At 68.7% G+C, this 25,839-nt stretch carries 19 protein-coding genes; 7 read left to right on the top strand and 12 right to left on the bottom strand.

Annotation, left to right across the window (positions count from 1 at the left end):
* The first annotated feature begins 118 nt into the window (after positions 1-118).
* Positions 119-1,804: a cadherin-like domain-containing protein gene (locus DYE23_RS28965; protein WP_235660530.1), complete on the top strand. Its 1,686-nt coding sequence runs from the start codon at positions 119-121 to the stop codon at positions 1,802-1,804.
* A 5-nt stretch (positions 1,805-1,809) separates the two neighbouring features.
* Here the strand turns inward: DYE23_RS28965 and DYE23_RS28960 are convergent, their stop codons facing one another.
* Positions 1,810-2,583 carry a TIGR03084 family metal-binding protein gene (locus DYE23_RS28960; RefSeq protein WP_115329157.1) on the bottom strand — a complete coding sequence of 258 codons (774 nt, stop codon included), beginning with the start codon at positions 2,581-2,583 and terminating at the stop codon, positions 1,810-1,812.
* 10 nt (positions 2,584-2,593) lie between these two features.
* Positions 2,594-3,874: an MFS transporter gene (locus DYE23_RS28955; protein ID WP_099962806.1), complete on the bottom strand. Its 1,281-nt coding sequence runs from the start codon at positions 3,872-3,874 to the stop codon at positions 2,594-2,596.
* Between the two features lie 115 nt (positions 3,875-3,989).
* Here DYE23_RS28955 and DYE23_RS28950 point away from each other — a divergent pair, with 115 nt between their 5' ends.
* Positions 3,990-4,604, top strand: coding sequence for a YqgE/AlgH family protein (locus tag DYE23_RS28950; protein WP_115328814.1), 615 nt, complete (start codon positions 3,990-3,992; stop codon positions 4,602-4,604).
* A 12-nt stretch (positions 4,605-4,616) separates the two neighbouring features.
* Here the strand turns inward: DYE23_RS28950 and DYE23_RS28945 are convergent, their stop codons facing one another.
* Positions 4,617-4,988, bottom strand: coding sequence for a hypothetical protein (locus tag DYE23_RS28945; protein WP_041800500.1), 372 nt, complete (start codon positions 4,986-4,988; stop codon positions 4,617-4,619).
* Positions 4,989-5,060: 72 nt separating this feature from the next.
* The gene (locus tag DYE23_RS28940; protein WP_115329156.1) at positions 5,061-6,005 is read right to left on the bottom strand and encodes an LpqN/LpqT family lipoprotein; all 945 of its coding nucleotides are present in this window, start codon (positions 6,003-6,005) and stop codon (positions 5,061-5,063) included.
* 176 nt (positions 6,006-6,181) lie between these two features.
* Between DYE23_RS28940 and leuS the strand changes: the two genes are divergently transcribed.
* Entirely contained in the window at positions 6,182-9,031 is a 2,850-nt protein-coding gene (gene leuS, locus DYE23_RS28935) for a leucine--tRNA ligase (protein ID WP_115328813.1), read from the top strand.
* 19 nt (positions 9,032-9,050) lie between these two features.
* Here the strand turns inward: leuS and DYE23_RS28930 are convergent, their stop codons facing one another.
* Positions 9,051-9,728, bottom strand: coding sequence for an SDR family oxidoreductase (locus DYE23_RS28930; protein WP_115328812.1), 678 nt, complete (start codon positions 9,726-9,728; stop codon positions 9,051-9,053).
* Between the two features lie 56 nt (positions 9,729-9,784).
* On the opposite strand from DYE23_RS28930, the gene ggh reads away from it, so the two are divergent.
* Positions 9,785-11,125 (top strand): glucosylglycerate hydrolase, encoded by a 1,341-nt coding sequence (gene ggh, locus DYE23_RS28925; RefSeq protein ID WP_011891759.1) that lies wholly within the window; start codon positions 9,785-9,787, stop codon positions 11,123-11,125.
* A gap of 9 nt (positions 11,126-11,134) precedes the next feature.
* Here ggh and DYE23_RS28920 read toward each other — a convergent pair whose 3' ends face one another.
* The 6 genes from DYE23_RS28920 to DYE23_RS28895 all read right to left on the bottom strand — a co-directional run bounded on the left by DYE23_RS28920 (position 11,135) and on the right by DYE23_RS28895 (position 17,885).
* Complete coding sequence (locus DYE23_RS28920; RefSeq protein ID WP_011891760.1) at positions 11,135-11,575, bottom strand: MarR family winged helix-turn-helix transcriptional regulator; 441 nt, start codon at positions 11,573-11,575, stop codon at positions 11,135-11,137.
* Positions 11,576-11,649: 74 nt separating this feature from the next.
* Entirely contained in the window at positions 11,650-12,381 is a 732-nt protein-coding gene (locus DYE23_RS28915; RefSeq protein ID WP_011891761.1) for an amino acid ABC transporter ATP-binding protein, read from the bottom strand.
* A complete protein-coding gene (locus tag DYE23_RS28910; RefSeq protein ID WP_115328811.1) occupies positions 12,381-14,177 on the bottom strand; it encodes an ABC transporter substrate-binding protein/permease in 1,797 nt (598 codons plus the stop codon). The genes DYE23_RS28915 and DYE23_RS28910 overlap by 1 nt, the downstream gene beginning before the upstream one ends.
* 22 nt (positions 14,178-14,199) lie before the next feature.
* Positions 14,200-14,853, bottom strand: coding sequence for a GntR family transcriptional regulator (locus DYE23_RS28905; protein WP_115328810.1), 654 nt, complete (start codon positions 14,851-14,853; stop codon positions 14,200-14,202).
* A 51-nt stretch (positions 14,854-14,904) separates the two neighbouring features.
* A complete protein-coding gene (locus DYE23_RS28900) occupies positions 14,905-15,714 on the bottom strand; it encodes an LLM class F420-dependent oxidoreductase (RefSeq protein ID WP_115328809.1) in 810 nt (269 codons plus the stop codon).
* Positions 15,715-15,812: 98 nt separating this feature from the next.
* Positions 15,813-17,885, bottom strand: a complete 2,073-nt coding sequence (locus tag DYE23_RS28895) for a PhoX family protein (RefSeq protein ID WP_011891765.1) — start codon at positions 17,883-17,885, stop codon at positions 15,813-15,815.
* A gap of 357 nt (positions 17,886-18,242) precedes the next feature.
* On the opposite strand from DYE23_RS28895, the gene DYE23_RS28890 reads away from it, so the two are divergent.
* The 3 genes from DYE23_RS28890 (at position 18,243) to DYE23_RS28880 (ending at position 24,943) form a co-directional block, all read left to right on the top strand.
* Positions 18,243-19,961, top strand: a complete 1,719-nt coding sequence (locus tag DYE23_RS28890; RefSeq protein WP_235660529.1) for an Ig-like domain-containing protein — start codon at positions 18,243-18,245, stop codon at positions 19,959-19,961.
* A gap of 42 nt (positions 19,962-20,003) precedes the next feature.
* Positions 20,004-23,174, top strand: coding sequence for an Ig-like domain-containing protein (locus DYE23_RS28885; protein WP_115328807.1), 3,171 nt, complete (start codon positions 20,004-20,006; stop codon positions 23,172-23,174).
* Positions 23,175-23,254: 80 nt separating this feature from the next.
* Complete coding sequence (locus tag DYE23_RS28880; RefSeq protein WP_115328806.1) at positions 23,255-24,943, top strand: Ig-like domain-containing protein; 1,689 nt, start codon at positions 23,255-23,257, stop codon at positions 24,941-24,943.
* Here the strand turns inward: DYE23_RS28880 and DYE23_RS28875 are convergent.
* Positions 24,940-25,836 carry an Rv0045c family esterase gene (locus DYE23_RS28875; RefSeq protein WP_099962214.1) on the bottom strand — a complete coding sequence of 299 codons (897 nt, stop codon included), beginning with the start codon at positions 25,834-25,836 and terminating at the stop codon, positions 24,940-24,942. The two genes, DYE23_RS28880 and DYE23_RS28875, sit on opposite strands and share 4 nt — an antisense overlap.
* Between the last annotated feature and the right edge of the window lie 3 nt (positions 25,837-25,839).

Raw genomic sequence — 25,839 nt, 5'->3', positions numbered from 1 at the left:
CGCGGCGGTAACGGCGCTTTCGCCCCTGGCGACACAGCAGTGACGGATTGGTCAATTCGCCGCCCGCGGTGGGCTCCGCCGCGAAGAGGGGGGTCCCCAGGTGGACAGGTGTGCATGGTTGGGCGCGGGCGCTGTCACGCTGGGCGTGGGGGCGGCGCTGGTCGTCGGCGCCGGTGCCGCCGCGGCGGATTCGGAGGCCGGGGATGCCGGCGGTTCGGTGTCTGCGTCGTCGTCGGCGAGATCGGCGGATTCCGATGCGGACTCCGATGCGGACTCGGATTCGGCCGGGGCGCGGTCGTCAGCGAAGCCGAAGACCAGGCCGAAGGCGGACCGGGCAGACCGCGACCCCCAGCGTGACGACGACTCGGCGGCCGAACGGGAGAGCCAGGCGGTCACCGCCACCCGGGACGAGCCCGTCCGTCGGTCGTCGGCGGTGCCCAACAACGCCCCGACCGTCACGGTGCGCTCGGTCGGGTCGCCGGGCCTGTTCTCGGCGGCCGTGCGGGGACGTCTGCGGGCGAGCGACCCCGAGCGGAACACCCTCACGTTCACGGGCAGCACCACCGAGCTGGGCACCGTCGCCGTCAGCAGATCGGGCTCGTTCACCTACACCCCGACCAAGGAAGCACAGCACGCCGCCGCGGCACCCGACGGTCGCCGGACGGATTCGGTCGGCATCACCGTCGACGACGGCCTCGGTGGGGTCGTGACGACCCTCATCACGGTCCCGATCAAGCCGGCGAACGCTCGTCCGACCGGCAAAGCCACTGTCGGACAGGTGAACCCGGCCACCGGCACGGCGACCGGCAGGGTCGTCGGCGCCGACAGGGACGGAGACACCCTCGCATTCGCCGGGTCCGCGGCCACCCGGCGAGGCGATGTCGTCGTCAACGGCGACGGGACGTTCGTCTACACCCCCTCCGCCGCGGCGCTGGCCGGTGCGGCCAACCCGTTCGCCCGCGCCGACCGGTTCACGGTGACCGTCACCGACGGCCACGGCGGCACCGCCACGGTGCGCGTCGCGGTGCGGATCCCGAAGCCGGGGAGCAACCAGTCGCCGCGACTCGGCAGTCCCGCGTTCGTCATCACCCGCGTCGACGCGGAGACCGGTCAGGTCACCGGCCGAATCGAGGCCACCGATCCGGAGGGCTTCGGCCTGACCTATCAGATGAACCAGGGCCTCGACCCCGGCGTCGGCGCGGTCGCGCTCGACCCGACGGGGCACGTCAGTTTCCTGCCGACGGTCGCCGCCCGCGAGGCCGCGCACCGTTCGCCCGGCGAGGACATCGCCGAGTTCAGCGCGAGGATCACCGACGGCGCGGCCGTCACCGTCGTCAGGATCGGCCTGCCGATCAGCCCGGCGGCATCATCGCCTCCGCCGGCCGCGCCGGCACCGAATGCGACCGTCGAGATGTTCGTCGCCGCCACCATCGGCCGGACGATCGCCGCACCCGACGGCAGCCTCCCCGGGGAGTGTGTGTCGCTGGTGAAGCGGTTCCTGCTCGACGTGCACGGCATCACCGCAGGCGCCTGGGGCGATGCGGTCGACTACCGCGACGGCGGGCGCGGCGGCAGCCAGATGGCCGCCCGCGGCTTCGTCTGGCGCACCGACGGGAACCTCCAAAACGGCGACATCGTGGTGTGGGGCAGCAGCGCCGGGACGTCGGTCGGGCACATCGGCATCTGGAACACCGGAAAGCTGTACGACCAGAACAACTACGGCCCGCGGGCCTCTGCCCCGCGCACGGCCAACTATTCGCCGTTCGTCCCGCCGGGAAGTCTCGGCTACTGGCGCGCGGCGTAGCGGGGTCAGTCCCGGCCGGCGCCGGGTGGGCCGGCGAAAGCCTGCGCGATGGTCAGCCACCGCTGTGCGTCGAGGCCGGTCGCGACGACGTCGAGGGCGGCGGGAGGCCGACGCTGGGTGACGAGCATGCAGAAGTGTTCGGCCGAGCCCTCGACGCGCTGGTCGGCGTCCTCGGTTCCCCAGCTCCACGTCGACCCGTCGGGTGCGCGGAGTTTCACGTGGAACGGTTCCGGCGGTGGGGTCAAGCCGTGCACGGCGAACGCGAAATCCCTTGTGCGGACGCCGATGTGGGCGATCGACCGCAGACGCGAGGTGGGGATCCGGACGGTGCCGAGGGTGTCGGCGACATCGAGTCCGTGCGCCCAGGTCTCCATGAGCCGGGCGGTCGCCATCGACGCGGCGCTCATCGGAGGCCCGAACCACGGCAGCTTGCGGCCGTCGGTGACGGCGAGGAGTGCGTCGTGCAGCGCGGCGCGGGTGGTGCGCCAATCGGCCAGCAGCTCGGCCGGGGGAAGTACCGCGAGCTCGGCGGCGGCGGTGTCGACGAATGCGGAATCGTGGGCCGACGCGGCGACCACGTCGGCGAAGCGGGCCTCGTCGGTGACCGCGAGCACCGCGACCCGGTCGGTCCACAGCAGGTGGGCGATCTGGTGGGCGATCGTCCAGCCCGGCGCGGGGGTCGACAGCGTCCACTGCTGCGGGGTGAGATCGGCGACGAGGGCGTCGAGTTCGTCGCTCTCGGCACGCAGTTCGGCGATCAGGGGGGCGGCTGCGGCCATGCGGCTCACACTAGCCCCGCCGGCCGCGCCGTCCCATCACTGCGTGCGCGGCCAGCCCGGCGAGATAGAGGCCGGTGCCCGCGACCGCGAGCGCGGGGGAGTGGCCGTCGGCGGGGATGACCGCGGCGGCGCCGGTGATCGCCACGATGAACGCCACCCAGAACAGCGAATCCTGAACCGCGAACATGTGCCCGCGCAGCGCGTCGTCGACGTCGATCTGCATCGCGGAGTCGGCGCACAACTTCACCACCTGCCCGGCCGCGCCGAGCACGAACCCGCAGACGATCATCACCGGCAACTGCAGCGTGGCGGCGCAGAGCTGCACCACGGCGGCCAGCGCCAGCGCGCCGTTGGGTGCGGCGTAGCGGCCCCACCTGGTGACCAGCGCGGGTGTCGCGATCGTGGCGACGAACTGCCCGGCACCACCGGCGATCACGAACAGCACCGTGGTGCCGAAGCCGGCGACCGTCGCGGTCTCGGTGTGCCGCACGATGACGAGCATCAGCAGCGTGTTGATGCCGAAGACCATGCGGTGCGCGGCGAGCCCGGCGAGGGTGGACGCCGCGGTCGGGACGGCGAGCACGGTTCGGGCGCCGTAGAGCCAGCCCGTCGCGACGGCGTACATCACCGACCCGTGCACGGCGCGCTTGCTGTCGTCGGGTCCGAGCAGCCGTGGCGGGAAGCGCATCGACAACCACAGCGCCAGCCCGACCGGAACGGTCACCATCAGGATCGTGATCGAGGCCCCGGAGTCACCGGCCCCGAAGAGCCACCGCGGCCCGAGCATGAAGACCGCCCCGGCGAACGCGCCGATGGAGCTGATCAGGTTGGCCACCGAGTTCATCGGGATGACCTGCTCGCGGGGTACGACGTGAGGCAGTGCCGCCGAAAGCCCGGACGAGACGAATCGGGTGAACCCGTTGGCGACCAACGCGCTCAACAGGATTGGAATGTCACCGGCCCCGGCGGCGAGCAGCACACCGACCAGCAGAACGATGGCGACGCGGCCCGTGTTGGCGCCGATCAGCACGAGCCGCCGGTCCCAGCGGTCCAGCAGGGCGCCGGCGAACGGACCGAGCAGCGAGTACGGCAGGAACAGTGCCGCGAACGCGCCGGCGATGGCCCAGGGGTCGGCTTCGCGCTCCGGGTTGAACAGCAGCGCCCCGGCGATGCCGGCCTGGAACAGGCCCTCGGCGAACTGGCTGACCGCCCGCAGTTCCAGCAGCCTGCGGAACTGCGGCAGCGCCTGCACCGCACGCCAGGACGTACGGGGCGCACGGTCGTCGGGCACGGGTGTCACGTCCTGGGGCGGGTGGGGGCGAGCGGAACCGGACCCACAGTACAAATATGCGACCGGGCTCCGCTCGTTCGCCACGATCGCGCACCGGTGGTGACATGATGGTCGGATGGCTTCGCCCGACGATCCGGAGGATTACCAGGACAGGGCCGCGCCTGCCGCACACCGGGTCCGCGCAGGCACGATGCTGCTGGCCAACACCGATCTGCTGGAGCCGACGTTCCGGCGCAGCGTCATCTACGTGGTGGAGCACAACGACGGCGGCACGCTCGGGGTGGTGCTGAACCGGGCCAGCGAGACCGCGGTCTACAACGTGTTGCCGCAGTGGGCCAAGCTGGCGGTCAAGCCGAAGACGATGTTCATCGGTGGGCCGGTCAAGCGGGACGCCGCGCTGTGCCTGGGGACGCTGCGGGTGGGGTCGGATCCGGTCGGGGTGCCGGGGCTACGGCATGTGCAGGGCCGGATCGTGATGGTCGACCTGGACGCCGACCCCGATGAGCTGGCGCCGATCCTCGAGGGGGTGCGGATCTTCGCCGGGTATTCGGGGTGGACGATCGGGCAGCTCGAGGGTGAGATCGAGCGCGACGACTGGATCGTGTTGTCCGCGTTGCCCACCGATGTGCTGGTGGAGCCGAAGGTGGATCTGTGGGCGCGGATCCTGCGTCGGCAACCGATGCCGCTGTCGCTGATGGCGACGCACCCGATCGACCTCAGCAGGAACTGAGCCGCGCTCGTCCTAGCGTCCGCAGGACAGCGTGCACGACCCGCACGCGCTCTCGGATCCGCAGCCGCCGCTCGACGCCGTCTGGCGCGCGTTCTCACGCGTCACCATCTTGGCGGCCTGCCAGCAGCCCGCGGCGACGGTGGCGACCGCACCGACGACACACACCAGCAGGATCACGGCGGCCGGCGCACCCTGCCGGGAGCCGACGGCGAGCGCGAGCAGTCCGCCTGCGGCGAGCATCACGGCCGCGGCGAGTTGGGTGGGTGCGACCGCGCGCAGCACCTGCTGGACGAAGTCGGTGGACGGCCGGCGCAGCAGCGACCAGGTGCCGACCGCCGCGGTCGCGGCGGCCGCGCACAGCGTCACGAGGGCGGCGACCAGCATCAGCACAGAATACGGTGCGACGTCAGGGCCGCCGTCCCCCGGGCGCCAGGCTTCGCCCGGGGGACGACGTTGTTATCCCTGCAACCCCAGCAGTTGTGGCGGGGGAGCCACTGCGGGGGCGCCGGGAGCTTGGGGTGCGGCCGCGGGCAGCGGCAGCGCGGGTGCGCCGGGAAGCGGCATCACAGGTGCGGGTCCGGGCACGCTGACCTTGAATCCGTTGACGATGGCCTCGGTCGCGTCGGCGGCGGCCACGACCTGGTCGACGCTGGTGGTCACCGCGAGCGACACCAGGTAGTTGTCGGGGCCCACCGTCGCGATGACGTTGCGCCGCGACGTGTTCAGCGTCATGTTGTTCTCGCGGTAGGTGCCCTCGATGACCGACGACGGCATGCCGCCGAACTCGGCCAGCGACGCGTCGGTGGTGCGCCACGCCGGCAGCTTCTGGCTTTCGACGAAGCCGTGGCTGATGGCCTCCCGCGGGTCGAACTGCCCGATCAGCTTGTACACGATGACCTGCGCGTTCGACGAGTACAGGCCGTTGCCGCCGACCCGGTCGGCGAGGACGGCGAACGCGTTGGGCACGTTCGGGTCGGGGATCAGTTCCCATCCGCGCGGCATAGGCAACACGATGTTGAGCGCCCGGAAGTCGCGGCTGTTCTGCGGTTCGAGGGTGACGCCCTTGGCGGCGAAGAACTCGGCGAGGGTGCCGGAGGTGGCCGGCACGATGGTCGGCGGCCGGGGCGCCGGCGGTACCGCGGGTGCGACGGGCGCGGCGGCGGGCAGGGCGTTGGCGGCGGCCGGGACAGCCGATGCGACGGCGGCCGGTGCGGGCACCGAAACCTGCGGGACGGAAACCTGCGGGATGGAGGCCTGCGGGATGACGGGTTGGGGGACGGTGGGCTGCGGGACTGCCGGCTGGGCGGAGGCCGTCGACGTGACGCCCAGCACACCGGCGATACCGGCGAGCGCACCGATACCTCCTGCCAGAATCCGCCAGTGACGGGCGCTTTCGCTCATCTTCGGTGCAGTCCTTTCCCACGTCGTGAGCCGGTAGGCGACGAATGTATCCACGCGTGGCGACGGCTCACCAGGGCTGGGACCGACCTGGAATCAACCCCTGATGCATCCGCAACGGAACCGAGACCAACCCGTGGCCGGGAAATCGGCGAGCAGCGTGCTTATACCCTGGTGGGGTGACTGAAACGCCGATCGCACCGCTGGACGACACTCCCCGGTTCCGCTACACCGCGGTGCTCGCCGGCGAGATCGAGCGCGCGTGGCAGCAGCAGTGGGCGGATTCGGGCACGTTCCACGTCGACAACCCGGTCGGCTCTCTCGCCCCGGCCGACGGCAGCGCGGTGCCCGCTGACAAGATGTTCGTGCAGGACATGTTCCCGTACCCGTCGGGGGAGGGCCTGCACGTCGGTCATCCGCTCGGTTACATCGCGACGGACGTCTACGCCCGCTACTACCGGATGACCGGCCGTAATGTGTTGCACGCGTTGGGTTTCGATGCTTTCGGCCTGCCCGCCGAGCAGTATGCGATCCAGACCGGCACCCATCCGCGCACGCGGACCGAGGCCAACATCGTCAACTTCCGCCGCCAGCTGGGCCGGCTCGGTCTGGGACACGACTCCCGCCGCAGCTTCGCGACCACCGACGTCGACTACTACAAGTGGACACAGTGGATCTTCCTGCAGATCTTCAACGCGTGGTTCGACACCGACCAGAACAGGGCGCGCCCGATCCGCGAGCTGATCGCCGAGTTCGAGGCCGGCACCCGACAGGTCGGGGACGGCCGTTCCTGGGCGGACCTCGACGCCGGCGCCCGCGCAGACCTGGTCGACGCCCACCGGTTGGTGTATCTGGCGGATTCCGTGGTGAATTGGTGTCCCGGGCTGGGCACCGTGCTGGCCAACGAGGAGGTCACCGCCGACGGCCGTAGCGAACGCGGCAACTTCCCCGTGTTCCGGAAACGGCTGCGGCAGTGGATGATGCGCATCACCGCGTACTCCGACCGGCTGCTCGAAGACCTCGATGTGCTGGACTGGCCGGACAAGGTCAAGACCATGCAGCGCAACTGGATCGGCCGTTCGACCGGTGCCGAGGTCCAGTTCTCCACCGCCGCAGGAGATATCGAGGTTTTCACGACCCGGCCCGACACGCTGTTCGGCGCGACGTACATGGTGCTCGCACCCGAGCACGACCTCGTCGACCGCCTGGTCGCTCCGGCGTGGCCCGACGGCACCGACGCGCGCTGGACGTTCGGCGCGGCCACCCCTGCCGAGGCGGTGGCCGCCTACCGCGCCGGTATCGCGGCCAAATCCGACCTGGAGCGCCAGGAGAACAAGACCAAGACCGGCGTCTTCCTCGGCGCCTATGCGACGAATCCGGCCAACGGGCAGCAGGTTCCGGTGTTCATCGCCGACTACGTGCTGGCCGGCTACGGCACCGGAGCGATCATGGCGGTGCCCAGCGGAGACCAGCGCGACTGGGATTTCGCGACCGAGTTCGGGCTGCCGATCGTCGAGGTCGTCGCCGGCGGTGACGTCACGGTCGAGGCGTATTCGGGCGACGGCGTGATGGTGAACTCCGGCTTCCTCGACGGGATGGACGTCGCGACGGCCAAGCAGGCGATGACCGAGCGGTTGGTCGCTGACGGTCGCGGCCGGGCCCGTGTCGAGTACAAGCTGCGGGACTGGCTCTTCGCCCGGCAGCGCTACTGGGGTGAGCCGTTCCCCGTCGTCTACGACAGCGAGGGGCGCGCCCACGGCCTGCCCGAGGGCATGCTGCCGGTGGAACTGCCTGATGTGCCGGACTATTCGCCGGTGTCGTTCGACCCCGACGACGCCGGCAGCGAACCCTCGCCCCCGCTGGGCAAGGTCACCGACTGGGTGAACGTCGACCTCGACCTCGGTGACGGCCTGAAGCCCTACACCCGCGACACCAACGTGATGCCGCAGTGGGCCGGCAGCTCCTGGTACGAGCTGCGCTACACCGACCCGTACAACTCGGAAGCCCTGTGCGCCAAGGAGAACGAGGCGTACTGGATGGGACCGCGGCCCGCCGAGCACGGGCCCGACGATCCGGGCGGGGTCGACCTGTACGTCGGCGGCGTCGAGCACGCGGTGCTGCACCTGCTGTATTCGCGGTTCTGGCACAAGGTGCTGTACGACCTCGGCCATGTCAGCTCCCGCGAGCCCTACCGGCGGCTGGTGAACCAGGGCTACATCCAGGCGTTCGCGTACACCGACTCCCGTGGGTCCTACGTGCCCGCGGCCGAGGTGATCGAGCGGGACGGGAAGTTCTTCTGGCCGGGCCCCGACGGAGAGACAGAGGTCAACCAGGAGTTCGGCAAGATCGGTAAGAGCCTGAAGAACTCGGTGTCCCCCGACGAGATCTGCGACAACTACGGCGCGGACACCCTGCGGGTCTACGAGATGTCGATGGGTCCGCTGGAGGCGTCGCGACCGTGGGCGACCAAGGACGTCGTCGGCGCCTACCGATTCCTGCAGCGGGTGTGGCGCCTGGTGGTCGACGAGAACACCGGGGAGACCCTCGCGACCGACGACGCGCTCGACGACGACACGCTGCGGTTGCTGCACCGCACGATCGCGGGCACGGCCGATGATTACGCGTCGCTGCGCAACAACACCGCCGCCGCGAAGTTGATCGAGTACACCAATCACCTGACCAAGCAGTCGGTGACCGCGCGGGCGGCGTTGGAGCCGTTGGTCCTGATGGTCGCGCCGTTGGCGCCGCACCTGGCCGAGGAGCTGTGGAAGCGGCTCGGCCATGAGGGTTCGCTCGCCCACGGCCCGTTCCCGGTGGCCGACGAGCGGTATCTGGTGGAGGACACCGTCGAGTATCCGGTGCAGGTCAACGGCAAGGTCCGCGGCCGCGTCACGGTGCCGGCGGATGCGCCCGCCGACGCGGTCGAGGCTGCCGCGCTGGCCGAGGAGAAGGTCGTCGCGTTCCTCGACGGCCGGACCCCGAAGAAGGTGATCGTCGTCGCGGGCCGGCTGGTCAACGTCGTCGTCTGACCCTGCCGGCCCTGCGAAATCACCGCGGCGCGGGGTTCGGCCGGATGATCACCTCGTGGACGTGCGCGTCGGCAGGCGCGTTGATCGCGTCGACGGTCAACCGGGCCACGGTCTGCGGACTCAGGAACCGATCCGGCTCATAGGGACGCCCCTCGTAGGCGACGAGGTCCTCCTGCATCGCGGTCGCGATGCGTCCCGGGTGCACCGAGGTGACCCGCAGCGTGGGCTCGTCGGCCCGGAGCGAGTCCGCGAAGCCGCGCAGCGCGAACTTGCTCGCCGTGTAGGACGCGAGCCCGGGGGAGGCGTTGATACCGGCGCCCGAGTTGATGAACACGACGTGGCCGCGGGCGGCGCGCAACGCCGGCAGCAGCTCGAGCGTCAGCGCGACGGCGCCGACGACGTTGACGGCCATCGTCGAGCGCCATTCGTCGACGTGGGATTCGGCGACGCGGCCGGGATAGGCGACGCCGGCGTTGTGGATCAGCACATCGAGCTCGACGATCGGTTCGACCACGGCGGCCATCGCGTCGGGATCGGCGAGGTCGACGGGCCAGGTGGTCGCGCCCAGACGCTCGGCCACCGCGTCGAGTCGCGGCGACGGCCGCCCCGCCAGGAACAGGGTGTGGGTCGGCGCCAACGCGTCGGCAAGGGCGCTGCCGAGGCCGCCGGAGGCCCCGGTGATCATCGCGGTCGGCACACTTGAGACCCTACCGATCTGCAGATCGACCCGAGTCGTCGCATCATGGGGGAACAATGCCGCACGATCCGAGCTTCGCCCCCACCCAATTGGCGGCTCGTGCTGCCTACCTTCTGCGGGGTAACGACCTCGGAACGATGACGACGGCCGCGCCGCTGCTCTATCCGCATATGTGGAGCTGGGACGCGGCGTTCGTCGCGATCGGCCTCGCGCCGCTGTCGGTGGAGCGCGCCGTCGTCGAACTCGACACGCTGCTGTCCGCGCAGTGGCGCAACGGGATGATCCCGCACATCGTGTTCGCCAACGGGGTGGACGGGTACTTCCCGGGTCCTGCCCGGTGGGCGTGTTCGGCGCTGTCCCCGGATGCGCCGCGCGGCAGGCACACCTCGGGGATCACCCAGCCTCCCGTGCATGCGATCGCGGTGCAGCGCATCCTGGATCGCGCGCGCACCCGCGGCCGTTCGACGCGGGCGGTGGCGGAGGCGTTCCTGGACCGGCGCTGGAGCGACATGGTGCGATGGCACCGCTGGCTCGCCGAGAGCCGCGACCCCGACGGGCACGGCCGCATCACGATGTACCACGGCTGGGAGTCCGGCATGGACAACTCGCCGCGCTGGGACAGCGCCTACGCCAACGTCATTCCCGGCGAGGTGCCGGAGTACCAGCGCGAGGACAACAAGATCAACACCGACGCGACGCAGCGTCCGTCCGATCTGGAATACGACCGCTACCTGTGGCTGCTGGAGGAGATGAAGACTGCCCGCTACGACGACGGGTTACTCTCCAAGACAGTCAGTTTCGCCGTCGAGGACGTGTTCGTCTCGGCGATCTTCTCGGTCGCCTGCCAGGTGCTCGCCGAGATCGGGGAGGACCACAAGCGCCCGCGCGCCGACGTCAGGGATCTCTACGCGTGGGCGGAGCGGTTCCGCACCGGCGTCATCGCCACCACCGACGAGAGAAGCGGTGCGGCAAAGGATTACGACGTCCGTGCGGAGAAGTGGATTGTCACCGAGACGGTCGCGCAGTTCGCGCCGCTGCTGTGCGGAGGGCTGCCGCACGAGCGGGAACGGGCGCTGCTGCGCCTGCTCGAGGGACCCCGCTTCTGCGGGCACCCGGACCTGGCCTACGCGCTGATCCCGTCGACGTCGCCGGTCTCGCGGGACTTCCGTCCGCGCGAGTACTGGCGCGGCCCGGTGTGGCCGGTGATGACGTGGCTGTTCGCATGGTGTTTCGCCCGCCGCGGGTGGGCGGAGCGTTCGGCGACACTGCGCCGCGAGGGGCTCCGGCAGGCCAGCGACGGTTCGTTCGCCGAGTACTACGAGCCGTTCACCGGCGAACCCCTGGGCAGCATGCAGCAGTCCTGGACCGCGGCCGCGGTCTTGGACTGGCTGGGCTGAAGCCGTCCGCTATTCGGCGATGCGCTCCAGCGGCGCGAGCGCCTTGGTCAACGCGTCGAGTTCGTCGCAGCTGAGCTTGCCCAGCAGCGAGGCCAGGTGCGCCTGCCGGATCGCAAGGGCCTCCTGGTGCTGAGCCAGACCCTCGGGGGTGATGTCGACGAGGACCGCGCGCAGGTCGGACGGGTCGCGGTCACGTTTGACGAGTCCGAGCTTCTCCAACCGGCGGATGGCGACCGTGGTGGTGGGCGTGCGCACCTTCTCATGCGCCGCCAACTCGGTCATCCGCATCGGGCCCTGGTCGATCAGGGTGAGCAGAATCGACAGCTGGGCCAGGGTCAGATCCCCGGATGTCGGCGTCCGCCCGGTGTGGCGCATGACCGACATCAGCTTGGACAGCACACGCTGCAGCTCGCCTGCGAGCTCGCTGACCTGGGCGTCGGTGGTCACCATAATTCAGGCAGTCTAACCTGTCGCACCTGCGAAGACAGCGTGGTCTGCGCGAAACCTCCGAGGTTTGTGCACGGTCAGAGCACCTGGGACAGGAACCGGCGCAGACGGTCGGTTTCGGCGGCCTCGAACAACTGCTCCGGCGGTCCCGTCTCGACCACCTGTCCGTGGTCCATGAAGACCAGCTGGTCGGCGGTGGAGCGCGCGAACCCCATCTCGTGGGTGACCACGACCATCGTCATGCCGTCGGAGGCCAGCTCCGCGATCAGCGCCAGCACCCCCTTGACGAGCTCGGGGTCCAGCGCGGAGGTGGCCTCGTCGAAGAACATCACCTGCGGTGACATCGCCAGCGCCCGCGCGATCGCGACGCGCTGCTGCTGACCGCCCGACAGCGTGGACGGGCGCACGTCGGCCTTGTTCCGCAGGCCGACGCGGTCGAGCTGCGCCATCCCGAGTTCGCGGGCCGCGTCGGCGGACATCTTCTTGAGCTTGCGCGGACCGAGGGTGACGTTGTCGAGGACGGACTTGTGCGGGAAGAGCTGGAACTGCTGGAAGACCATGCCGATGCGCTGGCGCAATGCGTTCGGGTCGTCGCGCAGCACCGATCGGCCGTCGAGCAGGATGTCGCCCCGGTCGGGCTCGTAGAGCCGATTCAGCGTGCGCAGCAGGGTCGACTTGCCCGAGCCGGACGGTCCGATCACCGCGGTGCTGGAGCCGGCGGCCACGTCGAGGTCGACACCGCGCAGCACCGCAGTGGTGCCGAAGGACAGGTGAATGTCGGTGGCGGCCAAGGAGACTGCGCTCGTCATCAGTTCATCTCCTGCGAGGTCGCGAGCACCAGCGGGTCCTTCTCGTCGGGTCGGCGGCCCCGGCGCAGCCGCACGTCGATGTAGTTCACCAGGTGCGTCAGCGGGATGGTCAGGGCCAGGTAGAACAGGCCGGCCGCCACCAGCGGTGACAGGTTTCCGGTCTGGGCGTTGAGATCCCGGCCGACCTGGAACAGCTCGCGTTGGTTGGCGATCAGCCCGAGGAAGTACACCAGCGACGAGGCCTTCAGCAGCGAGATGAACTGGTTCATCAGCGCCGGCAGCACCCGTCTCACGCCCTGCGGGACGACCACCAGCCGCATCGACGTCGAATAGCTGAAGCCGAGTGCGCGGGATGCTTCGAGCTGTCCGGGGTCGACGCTCTGGATGCCGGAGCGGAAGATCTCGCCGACGTAGGCGGCCGCCATCAGTCCGAGCGCGGCGATGCCCAGCGGGAACGGATTGTTGTTGGTGAGGTGCCCGACGACGGGCCCGACTCCGAGGCCGATCAGCAGGATGATCACGACTTCGGGCAGGCCGCGGAAGATGTCGGTGTAGACGCGGGCGGGCCAGCGCAGCCACCGTGACTTCGAGATGCCGGCGATGGCCAGCGCCATGCCGAGGATCAGTCCGATGATGCTGGCGCAGATCGTCAGGATCAGGGTGTTGGGCAGTCCGGTCTTGAACAGGTCGGGGATCGCCTGCTTGTAGAGATCCCAGTCCAGAAACGACGCCGCGAGCTGGGAGAGCGTCGATTTGGGCTGGGTGGGTGCGACGGGAGCACCGGTGTCCTGGTTCTGCGCGGCGATCGCGGTGAAGTCGGGAAGCACCGGTGTCGGCGCGGCCTTGGACCCGGGCTTCCATCCCGGCGGCAGGGCGCGCGGCACCCAGTCGGAGTAGAGGCGAGACCAGGTGCCGTCGGCGATGACGGCGTCCAGCCCGGAGTTGAGCGCGTCGATCAGCGGCTGGTTGTCACTGGCGACCGCCCAGGCGATGAAGTTGTCGAGGCTGAAGGTGTTCTCGATGATCTCGACCGGGTCGGCCGGCTGGACGGTGCCCTGCGCCTGCTGCGACGGCGACACCCATGCGTCGATCTGCCCGGTCTTCAGGCTCGCGTAGACGGTGTTGTAGTCGGGGAACTTCACCGGCTGCAGCTTCAAGGTGTCGATGACATAGGCCTCCTGCACCGTGCCCTGGACGACGCCGATGCGCTGACCGGCGACGAGCTCGTCGAAGCCGGTGATCGGTGAGCCCTTGGGGACGACGAGGGAGAAGTAGCCGAAGTCGTAGCCGTTGGTGAACCCGACGGTCTGACGGCGGGCGTCGGTGGTGGTGATCGACGAGGAGCCCACGTCGAAGCGGCGCGACGCAACCTGGGCCAGCAGTCCGGAGAACTCGGTGCCGACGAAGTTGATGCGCAGGCCGAGCCGGTCGGCGACCGCGCGCAGCAGCTCGTTGTCGAATCCGGTGAACTGTCCGGAGGAGTCGATGCAGATGCTCGGCGGCGCGTCTGACAGGGTGCCGACGGTCAGTGTTCCCGGTTCGCTGAGACCCAACGCGTCGACGTCGACGGCGTCCAGTGGCGTGACCGTCGCGGTGGTGTACTTGTCGGCCGCGGGGCCGGTGGCGGCGGCCGCCAGGTTCGTCGGTAGGGCGCTGGCGCTCTGCTCGCCCGGCGGCGAGCACTGGTCGGTCTGGGCGCCGGCCGGCGCGGCCAGGCCCATCGCCGTGACCATCCCGATGATCAGCGCAAGTGCAAAGGTCTTCACGGTGGGGCGCAGTACCCGCGTGCAGCTCATTCGAAGCAACGTAGCGCGCGGGCTACCTGCGCAGCACGCCGCGACGCACCAGTTCGGTCAGCAGGGCGCACGCCATCACGTCGGATCGCTGCGCGCAGGCGGCCCGGGCGGCGTCGGGGTCCCGGTCGCGGATCGCGGTCAGCTCGGACTCGTAGAAGGGCAGGAGCTGGTCGCGGTGCTGCAGGTAGGACTGCCAGAAGGTGTGCGGGATGAGTGTCTGCGACGCGCCGATGGCGGCCTGCAGACGCGGTCCGGCGTATTCGCCGTTGATGGTCGATCGGAATCGCCGGGCGTGGCTGTCGAACTGCCGGGAGTCGCGGCCGCTGCGCATCTGAGCGGTCGCCGCCTCAAGGTCGGCGAGGACTGTCGGCTCCGACGCGGTGGCGGCGCGTCCGGACGCGAGCCCGCAGAGCAGTCCGTAGAGCTCGTGGTGTTCCCGGACGGTCGACTCGTCGAACCTTTCGACGAAGGCTCCGCGGTGGTAACGGGTCGACAGGATCCCGTCGTGCTCGAGCTGGACCACGGCCTCCTGGACAGGCACCCGGCTCAACCCGAGCTCACTCGCAATTTCGTTGCGGTCCAAGCGATCTCCGGACCGGAGCCGACCGGTCAGCACCATGTTGACCACGTGAGTGACCACGAGGTCCTTCTCTTTCACCCCGTACTTCTTGGGCATGGCGGCGCCAGTCTCTCATGGTGGACCGGCGCCGGGAGGCGTTCGGCAGGTTCAGCCGGCGGCGGTATGGCTGTCGCGCCAGCGGCACAGAGTCTCGGCCTGGGACAGGTCGTAGTCGGGCCCGTTGACGCCGACGGTCAGCATCGACACACCGAGGGACGTGAGGGCGGCGGCGTTCTCGAGCAGCGCGTCCTCGGTGCGGCCCTTGGCCTCCGCCGAGCGTTCGATCGCGTCGGGATCGCGGCCGACGTCGGCGCAGTGGCGGGCCAGGATCTCGGACTTGCGCGGGTAGGTCTCGGTGTCGGAGAACGAATGCCAGATGTGGGCGTGCTGGGCGACCATGCGCAGCGTCTTGCGTTCGCCGCCACCGCCGATGAGCACCGGGATGTCGCGCACCGGCTGCGGGTTCAGCTTCGACAGCCTGCTCTCGATGCGCGGCAGGGCCGCCGCGAGGTCGTCGAGACGGCTGCCGACGGTGCCGAATTCGTAGCCGTACTCGTCGTAATCCTTCTGTTTCCAGCCCGATCCGATCCCGAGGATCAGCCGGCCGTCGGAGATGTGGTCGACGGTGCGGGCCATGTCGGCGAGCAGCTCGGGGTTGCGGTAGGAGTTACAGGTGACCAGCGCGCCGATCTCGACGCGTGAGGTCTGCTCCGCCCACGCCCCGAGCATCGTCCAGCATTCGAAGTGCGCACCGTCGGGGTCGCCGTAGAGCGGGAAGAAGTGGTCCCAGTTGAAGACGACGTCGACGCCGATGTCCTCGCAGCGGCGCACCGCGCCGCGCATCAGGTCGTAGCGCGGGGAATGTTGGGGTTGCAGCTGGACGCCGATGCGGATGGGGCGGCTCGTTTCGGAGGTCATGCCCGAGCGTATCCCCCGGCGAGAAGACGCAAACTCGCAGCGACACGCGTCGACGCGCCGGAGTATGCGTCTGCTCGCCAGAGATCGGGACCGGGGCGCTAGACGCCGATGTTGCCGCCGCTCTTCCACACCGCGACCACCGACGGCCGTGCGGTGCCGTTGCCACCCTCGGGCCACCGCGACTGCGGGCTGTCGATGCTGTTCTCGTCGTTCTCCCCGGGATGCTGCACGCACACGGTGACGAGGTCGTCGGTGATGACGGGTCCGCAGGTTTCCGCGCCGAGGGGGACGGTCAGGAACTGTTTGGTCTCACCGCGGTTGGGGCCGTCCAGCGCGACGGCGAACAGGCCGTCGTTGGAGTCGAGCGCGTTGCCGTCGGTCGAGATCCACAGGTTGCCGTGGCTGTCGAACGCGAGGTTGTCCGGGCAGGAGATCGGGCTGACCTTCGTCTTGTCGAATCCGCCGTAGTAGGTGTCGGCAGCGGCCGGATCGCCGCAGACCAGCAGCAGGTCCCAGGTGAACGAGGTGCCCGCGTGGTCGTCGGTGATCTCCAGGATCTGCCCACTCTTGTTGTCGTTGCGGGGATTCGACGCGTCCGCCGGGGGCTCGCCGTCGGTGCCGCGTTTGGTGTTGTTGGTCAGTGCGACGTAGACCTTGCCGGTCTTCGGGTCGGCTTCGAAATCCTCGGGGCGGTCCATCTTGGTGGCGCCGGCCTTGTCGGCGGCCATCCGGGTGAAGACGGCGGCCTCCGCGGCGGTGATGCCGTCGATCAGCGACTCGGCCTGCCCGTCTGGACCGGAGCGCAGCAGCGGGAGCCATGTCCCGGTCCCCGAGAACGATCCCGTGGCGGGAAGCTCGCCCGACCCGTCGATCTCGGCGGCGGGGATGTCGCTCGACAGCTTGGCGACGTACAGCGTTCCCTCGTCGAGGATGGCCATGTTGTTCGCCATGGCCGCGGCGGAGGTCCCCGGCTGGATCTTGCGCGTGGAGACGAACTTGTACATGTAGTCGAAGCGTTCGTCGTCGCCGGTGTAGGCCACGACGGTCCCGTCGCTGGTGACGTGGATGTTGGCGCCCTCGTGCTTGAACCGGCCCAGCGCGGAGTGTTTCACCGGCGTCGAGGCCGGGTCCCACGGATTGAGTTCCACGACGTAGCCGAACCGGTTGACCTCGTTCGGGCTTGCGGCCAGGTCGAAGCGTGGATCGAAGGTCTCCCACTGGAGCTCCGAGGGTTCCAGCGCGATGCCGTACCTGTCGTTGCGGTCGGCGTCGACCGGACCCGGTGCGGGTGAACCTTCGGGTGCGCCGAAGTAGGCGTGGAAGTTCTCTTCGCCGGAAAGCACTGTGCCCCAGGGGGTCACACCGCCGGCACAGTTCGCGATCGTGCCCAACACCGTGCGGCCGTCGGGGTCTGCCGCGGTCTTCACGAAGGGGGTTCCGGCGGCCGGACCGGTCAGCGTGAACGGGGAGTCTGCGGTGATGCGACGGTTGTACCGGCCCATCACCGGCCGCAGGCCGCCCTCAGGGGTGCGCTCGACCTCGACGACACCCATTCCCATCGCGGCGATCTCCACGTCGAACTGGTCGCGGGTGGGGGCGTCGGGGTTGTAGCCGGGAAACATGAATTGCGGTGTGGCGTATTCGAAGTTGGTGACGAGCAGGAAGCGACCCGGCTGTCCCTCGACCGGCAGCAGGCCGGCGAAGTCGTTGTTGAAGCCGAACTGTGCGCGCTGCGCGGCGCCGGTCTGCTTGGTGACGTCGAACTGGGGTGCGCCGGGCAGGACCGGGTCGCCCCAGCTGATGACGACGGCCTGCTCGTAGCCGTCGGCGGCGACGACGACATCCTCGCTGTTGGGTGCGACGGATGCGAAGTTCATGCCCGCCGGCGGCTGCGCGGCAGCGGTCGACGACGAGGTCGTCGGCGCGGGCTGGGAGGTGTTGGAGCAGGCGGCCAGCGCGGAACCGGCTCCGACGGCGAGCACGGCCATTCCGCCGGCCTGCAGGACGGAACGACGGGAGACGGCTTTGGCGATGTCGCCGAAGTACGCGTTGTCGCTGGTGTTGGGCACCGGTTTCGAGCACGCGTCGCCGCACTTGTGAACGCAGGTGACGTGCTGGCGCTTGGACTTGCCGTCATGGGTGACAAGGAGATTGAGCGGTACGAGCGCCATGGGTGCGGTTCCTTCCAACGGGGTCCCGGCCGGGGCTGGACGGCCGAACGTGCGGGAAGTTACGGCAGTCGGGCCAGCGGCGGGCAGACTTGGGGTGAACAGCAGTTGACGTACCGCCGGGCCCCAGCGTCTCACGCGGCGGCGATTGCGGGCGGAGATTCTCTACGGAATTTGCTGACAGACGGCACGGCGGTGCGGTAGCGTCCCGCGCAGGCACTGTCGAGGGGGTCAATTATGTCGCAGCCACCCGCGAAACGACCACTGAATAAACAAGATCAAAGTGTTCGGCGGGCGGCAGGCTTTCCGGTCCGGCAGTGGCTGAAGCTCGGCGCGGCCTCTGCGGGGATGGGTGCGGCATTGCTGGGCTTCTCTCTGTTGGGTCCGGCGACCGGAACCGCCGCGGCCGACGGCACGGGGGACACTTCCTCGGCGCAGTCGTCCTCCTCGGCCGGGGACAGCCCCTCCGGCAAACCGGCGGGTGGGGCCGACCGGGAAGCCGGCGCCACCACCTCCGGAAGTGCGTCGGCCGACGACTCCGACAGCGAGGCCGGCACGGCGAGCCGATCCAGGCGCGACGTCCGGCCGGCAGACGACGAGGACGCCGCCGAGCACGACGACATCGACACCGGCGACATCGACACCGGCGAGGCGGAGGACACCGAGGCCGCCCCGCAAGGAGCGACGAAGCCGAGGGCGGCACGGCTGTCGGGCGCGGCGGCGGAGCCGGCAGAAGAGGAGCAGGAACAGCAGCAGCCGGCGCCGCCGGTGAAAGCCCCGGACTGGCTGGCGCCCCGGCGCGCCCGCGGCGAGACCGTCTCTCGGATCGTCGACACCTGGACTCAGCGCAACCAGGCATGGATCAATTCGCTCAACGTCTCCGAGGCGCGCAAGGCCGAGCTGGCGGCGTCGTTCGCGCAGTTCAAGCGCACGTTCCTGAACCAGGCTCCCACGCTGAACCCGATCCAGGTCACGGGGCTGGTCAGCGGCGCGATCACCGGCAGGATCGAGGCCTCGGACGCCGACGGAGACAGGATCGTCTACCGGCTGGCCGGCAATCCCCGAGAAGGATCGGTGGTCGTCAACGCCGACGGCACCTACACCTACACCCCGGGGGCGAACTTCGATGGCGTCGACACCTTCCGGGTGGTCGCCCTCGACGCCGGGTCCAACCTGAACCTGCTCGACCCGTTGCGAGGTGTCGGGACGAGCGCGGTCGGCCTGATCAATCAGAACGCGATCACGTTCGAGTTCACCTACACCGGCGCGGATTGGACGGAGCCTCGGCAGAAGGCGCTCGAGGACGTCGCCGCTGGTCTGCTCGAATACTTCCGCGTCGATCGTCCGGTGACCCTGACCTACGCCGTGAGGCTCGAGGACCCCACGGATCCCGAGCGTGGCCTCGCGGCAGCCGGAAGCGACTACATCTCGAAACTGCCGGGTTATTGGCCGACGGTGGTCCAGCACAAGCTGCAGACCGGACGTGATGTCAACGGGGCCAAGACCGACGGCTGGATCACGTGGAACTTCGCCGACCACAAATGGGCTCTCGGAGACGTGGTGTCGGCGGCGGAGTACGACTTCACGGCCGTGGCCGTACACGAGCTCATGCACTCGTTCGGCTTCCTGTCGTCGCTGGGCAAACCCGGCTCCGCACAGGATCTCGATCTGAGTGTCTTCGACCGGTTCATCGTGACGGCGCGCGGCACGGACCCGTTCGTGCTGGGCCGATGGCAACGATCGAACGACCCGAAGCTGGAAGGTGAGGACGGGGGGCTCTACTTCGGTGGTCCGAACGCCGTCCTGGGCTACGACGGATACCTGATTCCTCTGTTCACTCCGTGGGAGTTCAAGGGCGGCAGTTCCGTTCTGCACGTCGACGATCTGACGTTCACCGGCGACAGGATGAAGGTCATGACCGCCGAAACCCCCACAGGGCCGTCACCAAGGTTGTTCAGCGCCATGGAGATCGGCATCCTCAGGGACCTCGGATACACCGTGGTGTTGCCGCAGCAGCCCCCGTACGCACCGGCGGCACTGATCGGATTCGTGTTCCTGTTTCGGACGCGCCGCAAGTAACCCCTCCGAACTCCAGTACTCCGGAACCTCGAAAGGTTGTCCATGGCAAGGTCGCGCACGAATCACGCACGCCGCAAGCAGAACTCAGCGCAGGGCAGGTCCGCCGATTTCCCGGTGAGGCAGTGGCTGAAGCTCGGCGCGGCGTCGGCGGGAATGGGAGCGGCGTTGCTGGGCTTCTCGCTGATGGGGCCCTCGACCGGGACAGCGGCAGCAGACAGTCCGACGGACACGACGAGCGCGTCGCCGCGGGCATCCTCGTCGGCGGATAGTGACGAGTCCTCGTCGACCACCGACGCAGCCTCCGATTCGACCGACGCCGGAGAAGACGCCGACGACGATGCCGACGACAGGGCCTCCTCGAAGGGCAGCAACTCCCGCCGCGACACGGCCGACACCGACACCGACACCGACACCGAAACCGAAAGCGACGCCGCCGAAATCGACACCGCCGCGGAGGGCGTGCAGGACCGCGCGGCGAAGCCGAATCTGGTGCGGGTGGCGAGTGCCCCCGTCACTGTGGAAGACGACGCGGCCGTGCAGGAAGAGGACGAGGAGCCGCCGGCCGAGGTGAAACAGCCACCGGCGCCGGCACCTCCGTGGCTGCGGGAACGCAAGACCTGGGACGACGTCGTCGCCGACGTTCTTGAGAAATGGAACGACGACACCGTCGCGTGGATCAACAACCTCAACGCCTCTGACGACGCGAAGGCCAATCTCGAAGCAGCGATGCGGTCGCTGCGCCGAACCTTCTTCAACCAGGCGCCCACCGTCGATCCGGTGCAGATCGAGGGCCTTCTGGGCGGCGCGATCTCCGGCAAGGTCGACGCCGAGGACGCCGACGGCGACGAGCTCGTCTACCGATTGGTGACGCGGCCGAAATTCGGCACTGTCGTCTTCGACGACGACGGCGGCTACACCTACACCCCGGGTGAGGGCTTTCTCGGTGTCGACACCTTCCGCGTGATGGCGATCGACGCCGGCCTGCACGTCAACCTGCTCAACCCGTTCCGAAGGATGGGCACGACGGGCGAAAACCTCATCAACCAGAACGCGATCCGCTTCGACTTCACCTATGAGGGTGACGAGTGGACCGAGGAACGCCGGGAGAAACTGGAGGAGGTCGCAGCGAGCCTGACTGCGTACTTCCGCGTGCGTGAGGCCGTCACACTGACCTTCGACGTGAACGAGGAGGACAAGCCCGGAACGCTCGCATCGGCAGGCAGCGAACGTATTTCGACTGCGGCGGGCTATTGGCGCACGGTCGTGCAGAACAAGCTGCAGACCGGTGAGGACGCCAACGGCGAAGAAGCCGACGGTGAGATCTCATGGAATTGGGGCGACGGGAACGAGTGGGCGCTGGGTGACGAGGTCTCCAGCGAGGAGTTCGACTTCACCTCGGTGGCGATTCACGAGATGATGCACGCGTTCGGCTGGGGTTCCACGCTGCAGGGGCCCGGTGAGAACCAGGGCGCGAATCGTGAGGAGTACGACCGGTTCATCGTGAGCGCAGACGGCCGATCGGTCTTCACCAACGGACAGTGGTCGTCGGTGAACGATCCGAAGCTTACGGGCGGTGACCGCGGGCTCTACTTCGGCGGCAAGAACGCCGTCGAGGCTTACGGCGGGTACCTCGTGCCGTTGCGCACCTCGACGATCTGGGGCGGCGCGAGTTCGATCAGCCATCTCAGCGATGCGACGTTCGCGGGCGACGACCAGAAGATCATGAACTCGGGAACCGACGAAGGTCCTGCGCCAAGGGTTTTCAGCGAGGTCGAGCTGGGCGTCCTGGAGGATCTCGGCTATTACGTGGTGAACCCGGAGAATCCCCCGTATGCCACGGACGAGGAGTCCGAGGAGTCCGAGGAGAACGGCGCAGAGGACGGCGCAGAGGACGGCGGCGAGGACGAAGCAGAACCGGCACGGCCGCCGGTGGCCGCACCGACCGCCTTGTCCCCGCGCCGGACCTGGGCCGAGGTCGTCGCCGACATCGTGGACGGTCTGAGCGCACGCAACCAGGAGTGGATTGACTCCCTCGATGTCAGTGACGAGCGCAAAGCGGAACTGGAGGAGTCCTTCGCGACGTTCCGTACGACCTTCCTCAATCGGGCCCCGACGGTCGATCCGGTTCAGGTCACCGGCCTTGTCGCCGGCGTGATCACCGGACAGATCAACGGGGAGGATGCCGACGGTGACGCCATCCGCTACCGCATCGTCAGCGGACCCCGCCAGGGCTCGGTCGTCCTGAACGTCGACGGAACGTGGACCTACACACCGGGAGCGGCATTCGACGGCGTCGATTCGTTCAGGGTCATGGCCATAGACTCCGGTCTGCACGTGAACCTGCTCAACCCGTTCCGCGGTATCGGGACCAGCGCCTTCAACCTGATCAACCAGAACGCGATCAGGTTCGTCTTCAACTACACCGGTGACGACTGGACCGAGGATCGCCAGGACGCGCTGGAGCAGGTAGCCCGGGACCTGCAGGAGTACTTTCGTGTCAACCGGCCCGTCACGTTGACCTACGACGTCAATCTCGAGGATCCGGAAGATCCGGAGCGGGGACTCGCCTCGGCCACGAGTCCGTACATCTCGAAGCTGCCCGGCTACTGGGACACCGTCGTGCAACACAAGCTGCAGACCGGTCGGGATGCCAACGGCGACAGAGCAGATGGCACGATCTCGTGGAACTTCGCTGACCATGAGTGGGCGCTCGACGGTGAAGTGACGGCCGATGAGTACGACTTCGTCACGACCGCGATCCATGAGCTCATGCACTCCTTCGGGTTCCTGTCGTCGTTGGGTGAGCCGGGCGAGAATCTCGGCGCGAATCGCAGCAGGTTCGACCGATTGATGGTCAACGTGCGCGGTACCAGGGTGTTCTTCCTCGCTGAGTGGGCGACCCTCAACGACTCCAAGCTGACCGGGGATGACGGGGCCCTCTACTTCGGGGGATCGAACGCGATCGAGGCCTACGACGGATATCTGATCCCGTTGTTCACACCGGGGGAGTTCGAGGGTGGCAGCTCGTTCTCACACCTCGACGATTTCACCTTCGACGGTGACGACCAGAAGATCATGAACGCCAAGACGGATACGGGCCCAGGGGTGCGGATCTTCAGCGAGATGGAGCTCGCCATCCTGCGGGATCTCGGCTATCACGTCGTGACGCCCGCGACACCGCCGTATGCCGTCGCCGACCGTCGCCGGCTCTGAGCGGCCCGAACAACCAAAAGGGGAATGGTCCTGTGTCGACTCACACACATCGTCGAGCTCGTAGGTCGGAAGCCTTCGCCGTGCGCCGGTGGTTGCACGCCGGCGCCGTGACGGCGGGCATGGGCGCTGCCCTGCTCGGGTTCGGTGTGCTCGCGGAGACGGCCACAGCGGCGGCGGACCCCGGAAGCGAGTCCGCGTCCGCCGGCGCGACCAATGCGGGACCCTCCGCCGGTGAGGATGGCGGCTCCACCGCGCCGGACGCTGCGACCGATGCGGACGCTGCGACCGACGCCGACGAAACCGACGACGAGGCGGCCGACGACGAAACCGACGACGAACCTGACGCGGAGGAGTCGGACGCCGAGCCCGTCGCGGTCAAACCCTCGACGCAGCGCGCGAGGGTCGCGGTCGACACCGACGTCGTCGAGGACTCCGACGAGGACACGGATGACGTCTCCACAGTGGAAGCTGCGGTAGCAGAACAGGTTTCGTCAACCGCGCTCCCTGGCCGGGCAGCCACCCAGCCTCCGTACGTGTCGGAGCAGAGCGCCTATGAGAAGCGGGTCGCCGAATCACTCGCGGCATGGACCCAGAGAAACCAGGAGTGGGTGGACTCGCTGGATGTCACCGATGAGCGCAAGGAGAGGATGCAGGAGTCGTTCGTGGCGATGCGAACCACGTTCTTCAACCAGGCTCCGACGATCGCTCCGGTCCAGATCACCGGCGTCATCACCGGACCGGTGACCGGAACCATCGGCGCGATCGATCCTGACGGCGACAGGCTGCGGTACGTGATCACCAGGGCGCCGGCAACGGGCACGGTGAAGATCAACGCCGACGGCACTTACACCTACACACCCGGCGCCGAGTTCGACGGTGTCGACGCGTTCCATGTGCGCGCCATCGATCTCGGCCTGCATGTCAACCTGCTGCAACTGCTGCGGCCCCTGGGCAGCGGCAGAGCCACCTCTCTGGTCAACCAGGGCGCCGTCACCTTCGACTTCGACTTCACCACCGGCTCGCAGTACTGGACGACGCCACGTCGGGAGGCCCTGCAGGACGCCGCGGACGATCTCGTCGCGTACTTCCGAGTGACCAGGCCCGTCACACTGACCTTCGAGGTCGAAGGGTCCGACAACGCAAGCTCATCGACGTTGGCGTCGGCGGGCAGCGGCACGATCAGCCGGGACCCGGGCTACTGGCGAACGGTGGTGCAGAACAAGCTGCTAGGTGGCGAGGATTCGAATGGCGAGGAGGCCGACGGCTCGATCAACTGGAACTGGGGTAAGGGCTGGGAGATCGGTGACGAGGTCCCGTCCGACAAGTTCGACTTCCGGGCCGTGGCGATCCATGAGCTGCTGCACGCGTTCGGGTTCACCTCGGGGACCGAGGAGCCCGGCGACCGCGACCGTCGCCACTGGTACATCCTGGACAGTTTCATCGTCACCCGGAACGGGACCAGCCCGATCAGTTCGGACTTCGAGTGGCTGGAGGAGTTCGACGGGTATCTCGAGGGTGAGGACGGCGGTCTGTACTGGGGCGGATCCCACGCCGAGGACGCTTACGGCGGTTACGTTCCCATCTTCACGCCCGACCCGTGGGACGAGGGGAGTTCCGGCGCGCACCTCGATGATTGGACCTTCAACGATGGGGACGAGAAGCTGATGAACGCGGCGACCAGCCGTGGCCCCAGTGTACGAACGCTCAGCGACATCGAGTTGGGCATTCTCACCGACATCGGCTATCTGGTGTACGCGAAGGCCGACTAGTTCGCCAGCACTTTCCGCAGCAGGTCGACGAGTACGCGCGGCTGATCGCTCTGCACCGAGTGCCCGGAGTTCTCCACGACGTGGACACCCTGGAATCCCGGTGCGGTCCGGGCGAATTCGGATGCGTCGTCATCGTTGACGAAGAACGAGTTCGCGCCCCGGATCAGCGTGGTCGGCGTGGCGAGTCGGGGGACGTCCTCCCAGAGCCCCTCGAAGCCCTCGCCCTTGCGGATGCTGTCGTAGCGCCAGGTCCAGGTTCCGTCATCGAGCCGCTTGGCGTTGTGGAAGACGCCGCGCCGCAACGATTCCCGATCGCGGTGCGGTGCGGCGGCGACAGTCACGTCGAGCATCGCGTCGAAGGTGGGGAACGTCCGCTCACCCTGCACGAGGGCGACGGTGCCCTTCTGGGCGTCGGTCATCTGGGTGTGCCGTTCCGGCGCGGACGGTGTCACGTCGACCATGACGAGTTGGGGGACCAGCTCGGGGGCGGTCACGGCCAGCCGCAGCGCGGTCAGCCCGCCCAGCGACATCCCGACGACGAGCCGGGCGCTCGGGGCGTGCTCGCGGATGACCGGTTCGACCGCGACGGCGTTGAGCACGGGCCCGTAATCGCCGTCCTCACGCCACGCCGAGCGGCCGTGCCCGGGAAGGTCGAGGGCCAGCGCAGGCGCACCGAGCCCGAGGATCACGGTGTCCCAGGTGTGGGCGTTCTGCCCGCCGCCGTGCAGGAAGACCACCTGCGGATCGTCGTCGCCGAATTTCAGGCCGCTGACGGGTCCGGCGTCGAGGCGGGCCACTGTCGGCAGCGGTCCCGATACCCCCGCCTGGCGTGCGTTCTCCTGAAGAAAGATGAACTCGGACAGGCTGGCCAGCTCGTCGTCGGTGTCGTCCATGGT

Source organism: Mycolicibacterium gilvum, from assembly GCF_900454025.1.
GTDB lineage: Bacteria > Actinomycetota > Actinomycetes > Mycobacteriales > Mycobacteriaceae > Mycobacterium > Mycobacterium gilvum.
The sequence above is the reverse complement of the archived record's forward strand: the minus strand, read 5'-3'. Positions and strand labels throughout refer to the sequence as shown.

Bases quoted from the DNA above. Each gene is read 5' to 3' on its own strand.
- DYE23_RS28960 (WP_115329157.1), bottom strand. From the start codon at position 2,583: ATGGCCGCAGCCGCCCCCCTGATCGCCGAACTGCGTGCCGAGAGCGAC.
- DYE23_RS28950 (WP_115328814.1), top strand. From the start codon at position 3,990: ATGGCTTCGCCCGACGATCCGGAGGATTACCAGGACAGGGCCGCGCCT.
- DYE23_RS28945 (WP_041800500.1), bottom strand. From the start codon at position 4,988: ATGCTGGTCGCCGCCCTCGTGACGCTGTGCGCGGCCGCCGCGACCGCG.
- DYE23_RS28940 (WP_115329156.1), bottom strand. From the start codon at position 6,005: ATGAGCGAAAGCGCCCGTCACTGGCGGATTCTGGCAGGAGGTATCGGT.
- ggh (WP_011891759.1), top strand. From the start codon at position 9,785: ATGCCGCACGATCCGAGCTTCGCCCCCACCCAATTGGCGGCTCGTGCT.
- DYE23_RS28920 (WP_011891760.1), bottom strand. From the start codon at position 11,575: ATGGTGACCACCGACGCCCAGGTCAGCGAGCTCGCAGGCGAGCTGCAG.
- DYE23_RS28915 (WP_011891761.1), bottom strand. From the start codon at position 12,381: ATGACGAGCGCAGTCTCCTTGGCCGCCACCGACATTCACCTGTCCTTC.
- DYE23_RS28910 (WP_115328811.1), bottom strand. From the start codon at position 14,177: ATGAGCTGCACGCGGGTACTGCGCCCCACCGTGAAGACCTTTGCACTT.
- DYE23_RS28905 (WP_115328810.1), bottom strand. From the start codon at position 14,853: ATGCCCAAGAAGTACGGGGTGAAAGAGAAGGACCTCGTGGTCACTCAC.
- DYE23_RS28900 (WP_115328809.1), bottom strand. From the start codon at position 15,714: ATGACCTCCGAAACGAGCCGCCCCATCCGCATCGGCGTCCAGCTGCAA.
- DYE23_RS28895 (WP_011891765.1), bottom strand. From the start codon at position 17,885: ATGGCGCTCGTACCGCTCAATCTCCTTGTCACCCATGACGGCAAGTCC.
- DYE23_RS28885 (WP_115328807.1), top strand. From the start codon at position 20,004: ATGGCAAGGTCGCGCACGAATCACGCACGCCGCAAGCAGAACTCAGCG.
- DYE23_RS28875 (WP_099962214.1), bottom strand. From the start codon at position 25,836: ATGGACGACACCGACGACGAGCTGGCCAGCCTGTCCGAGTTCATCTTT.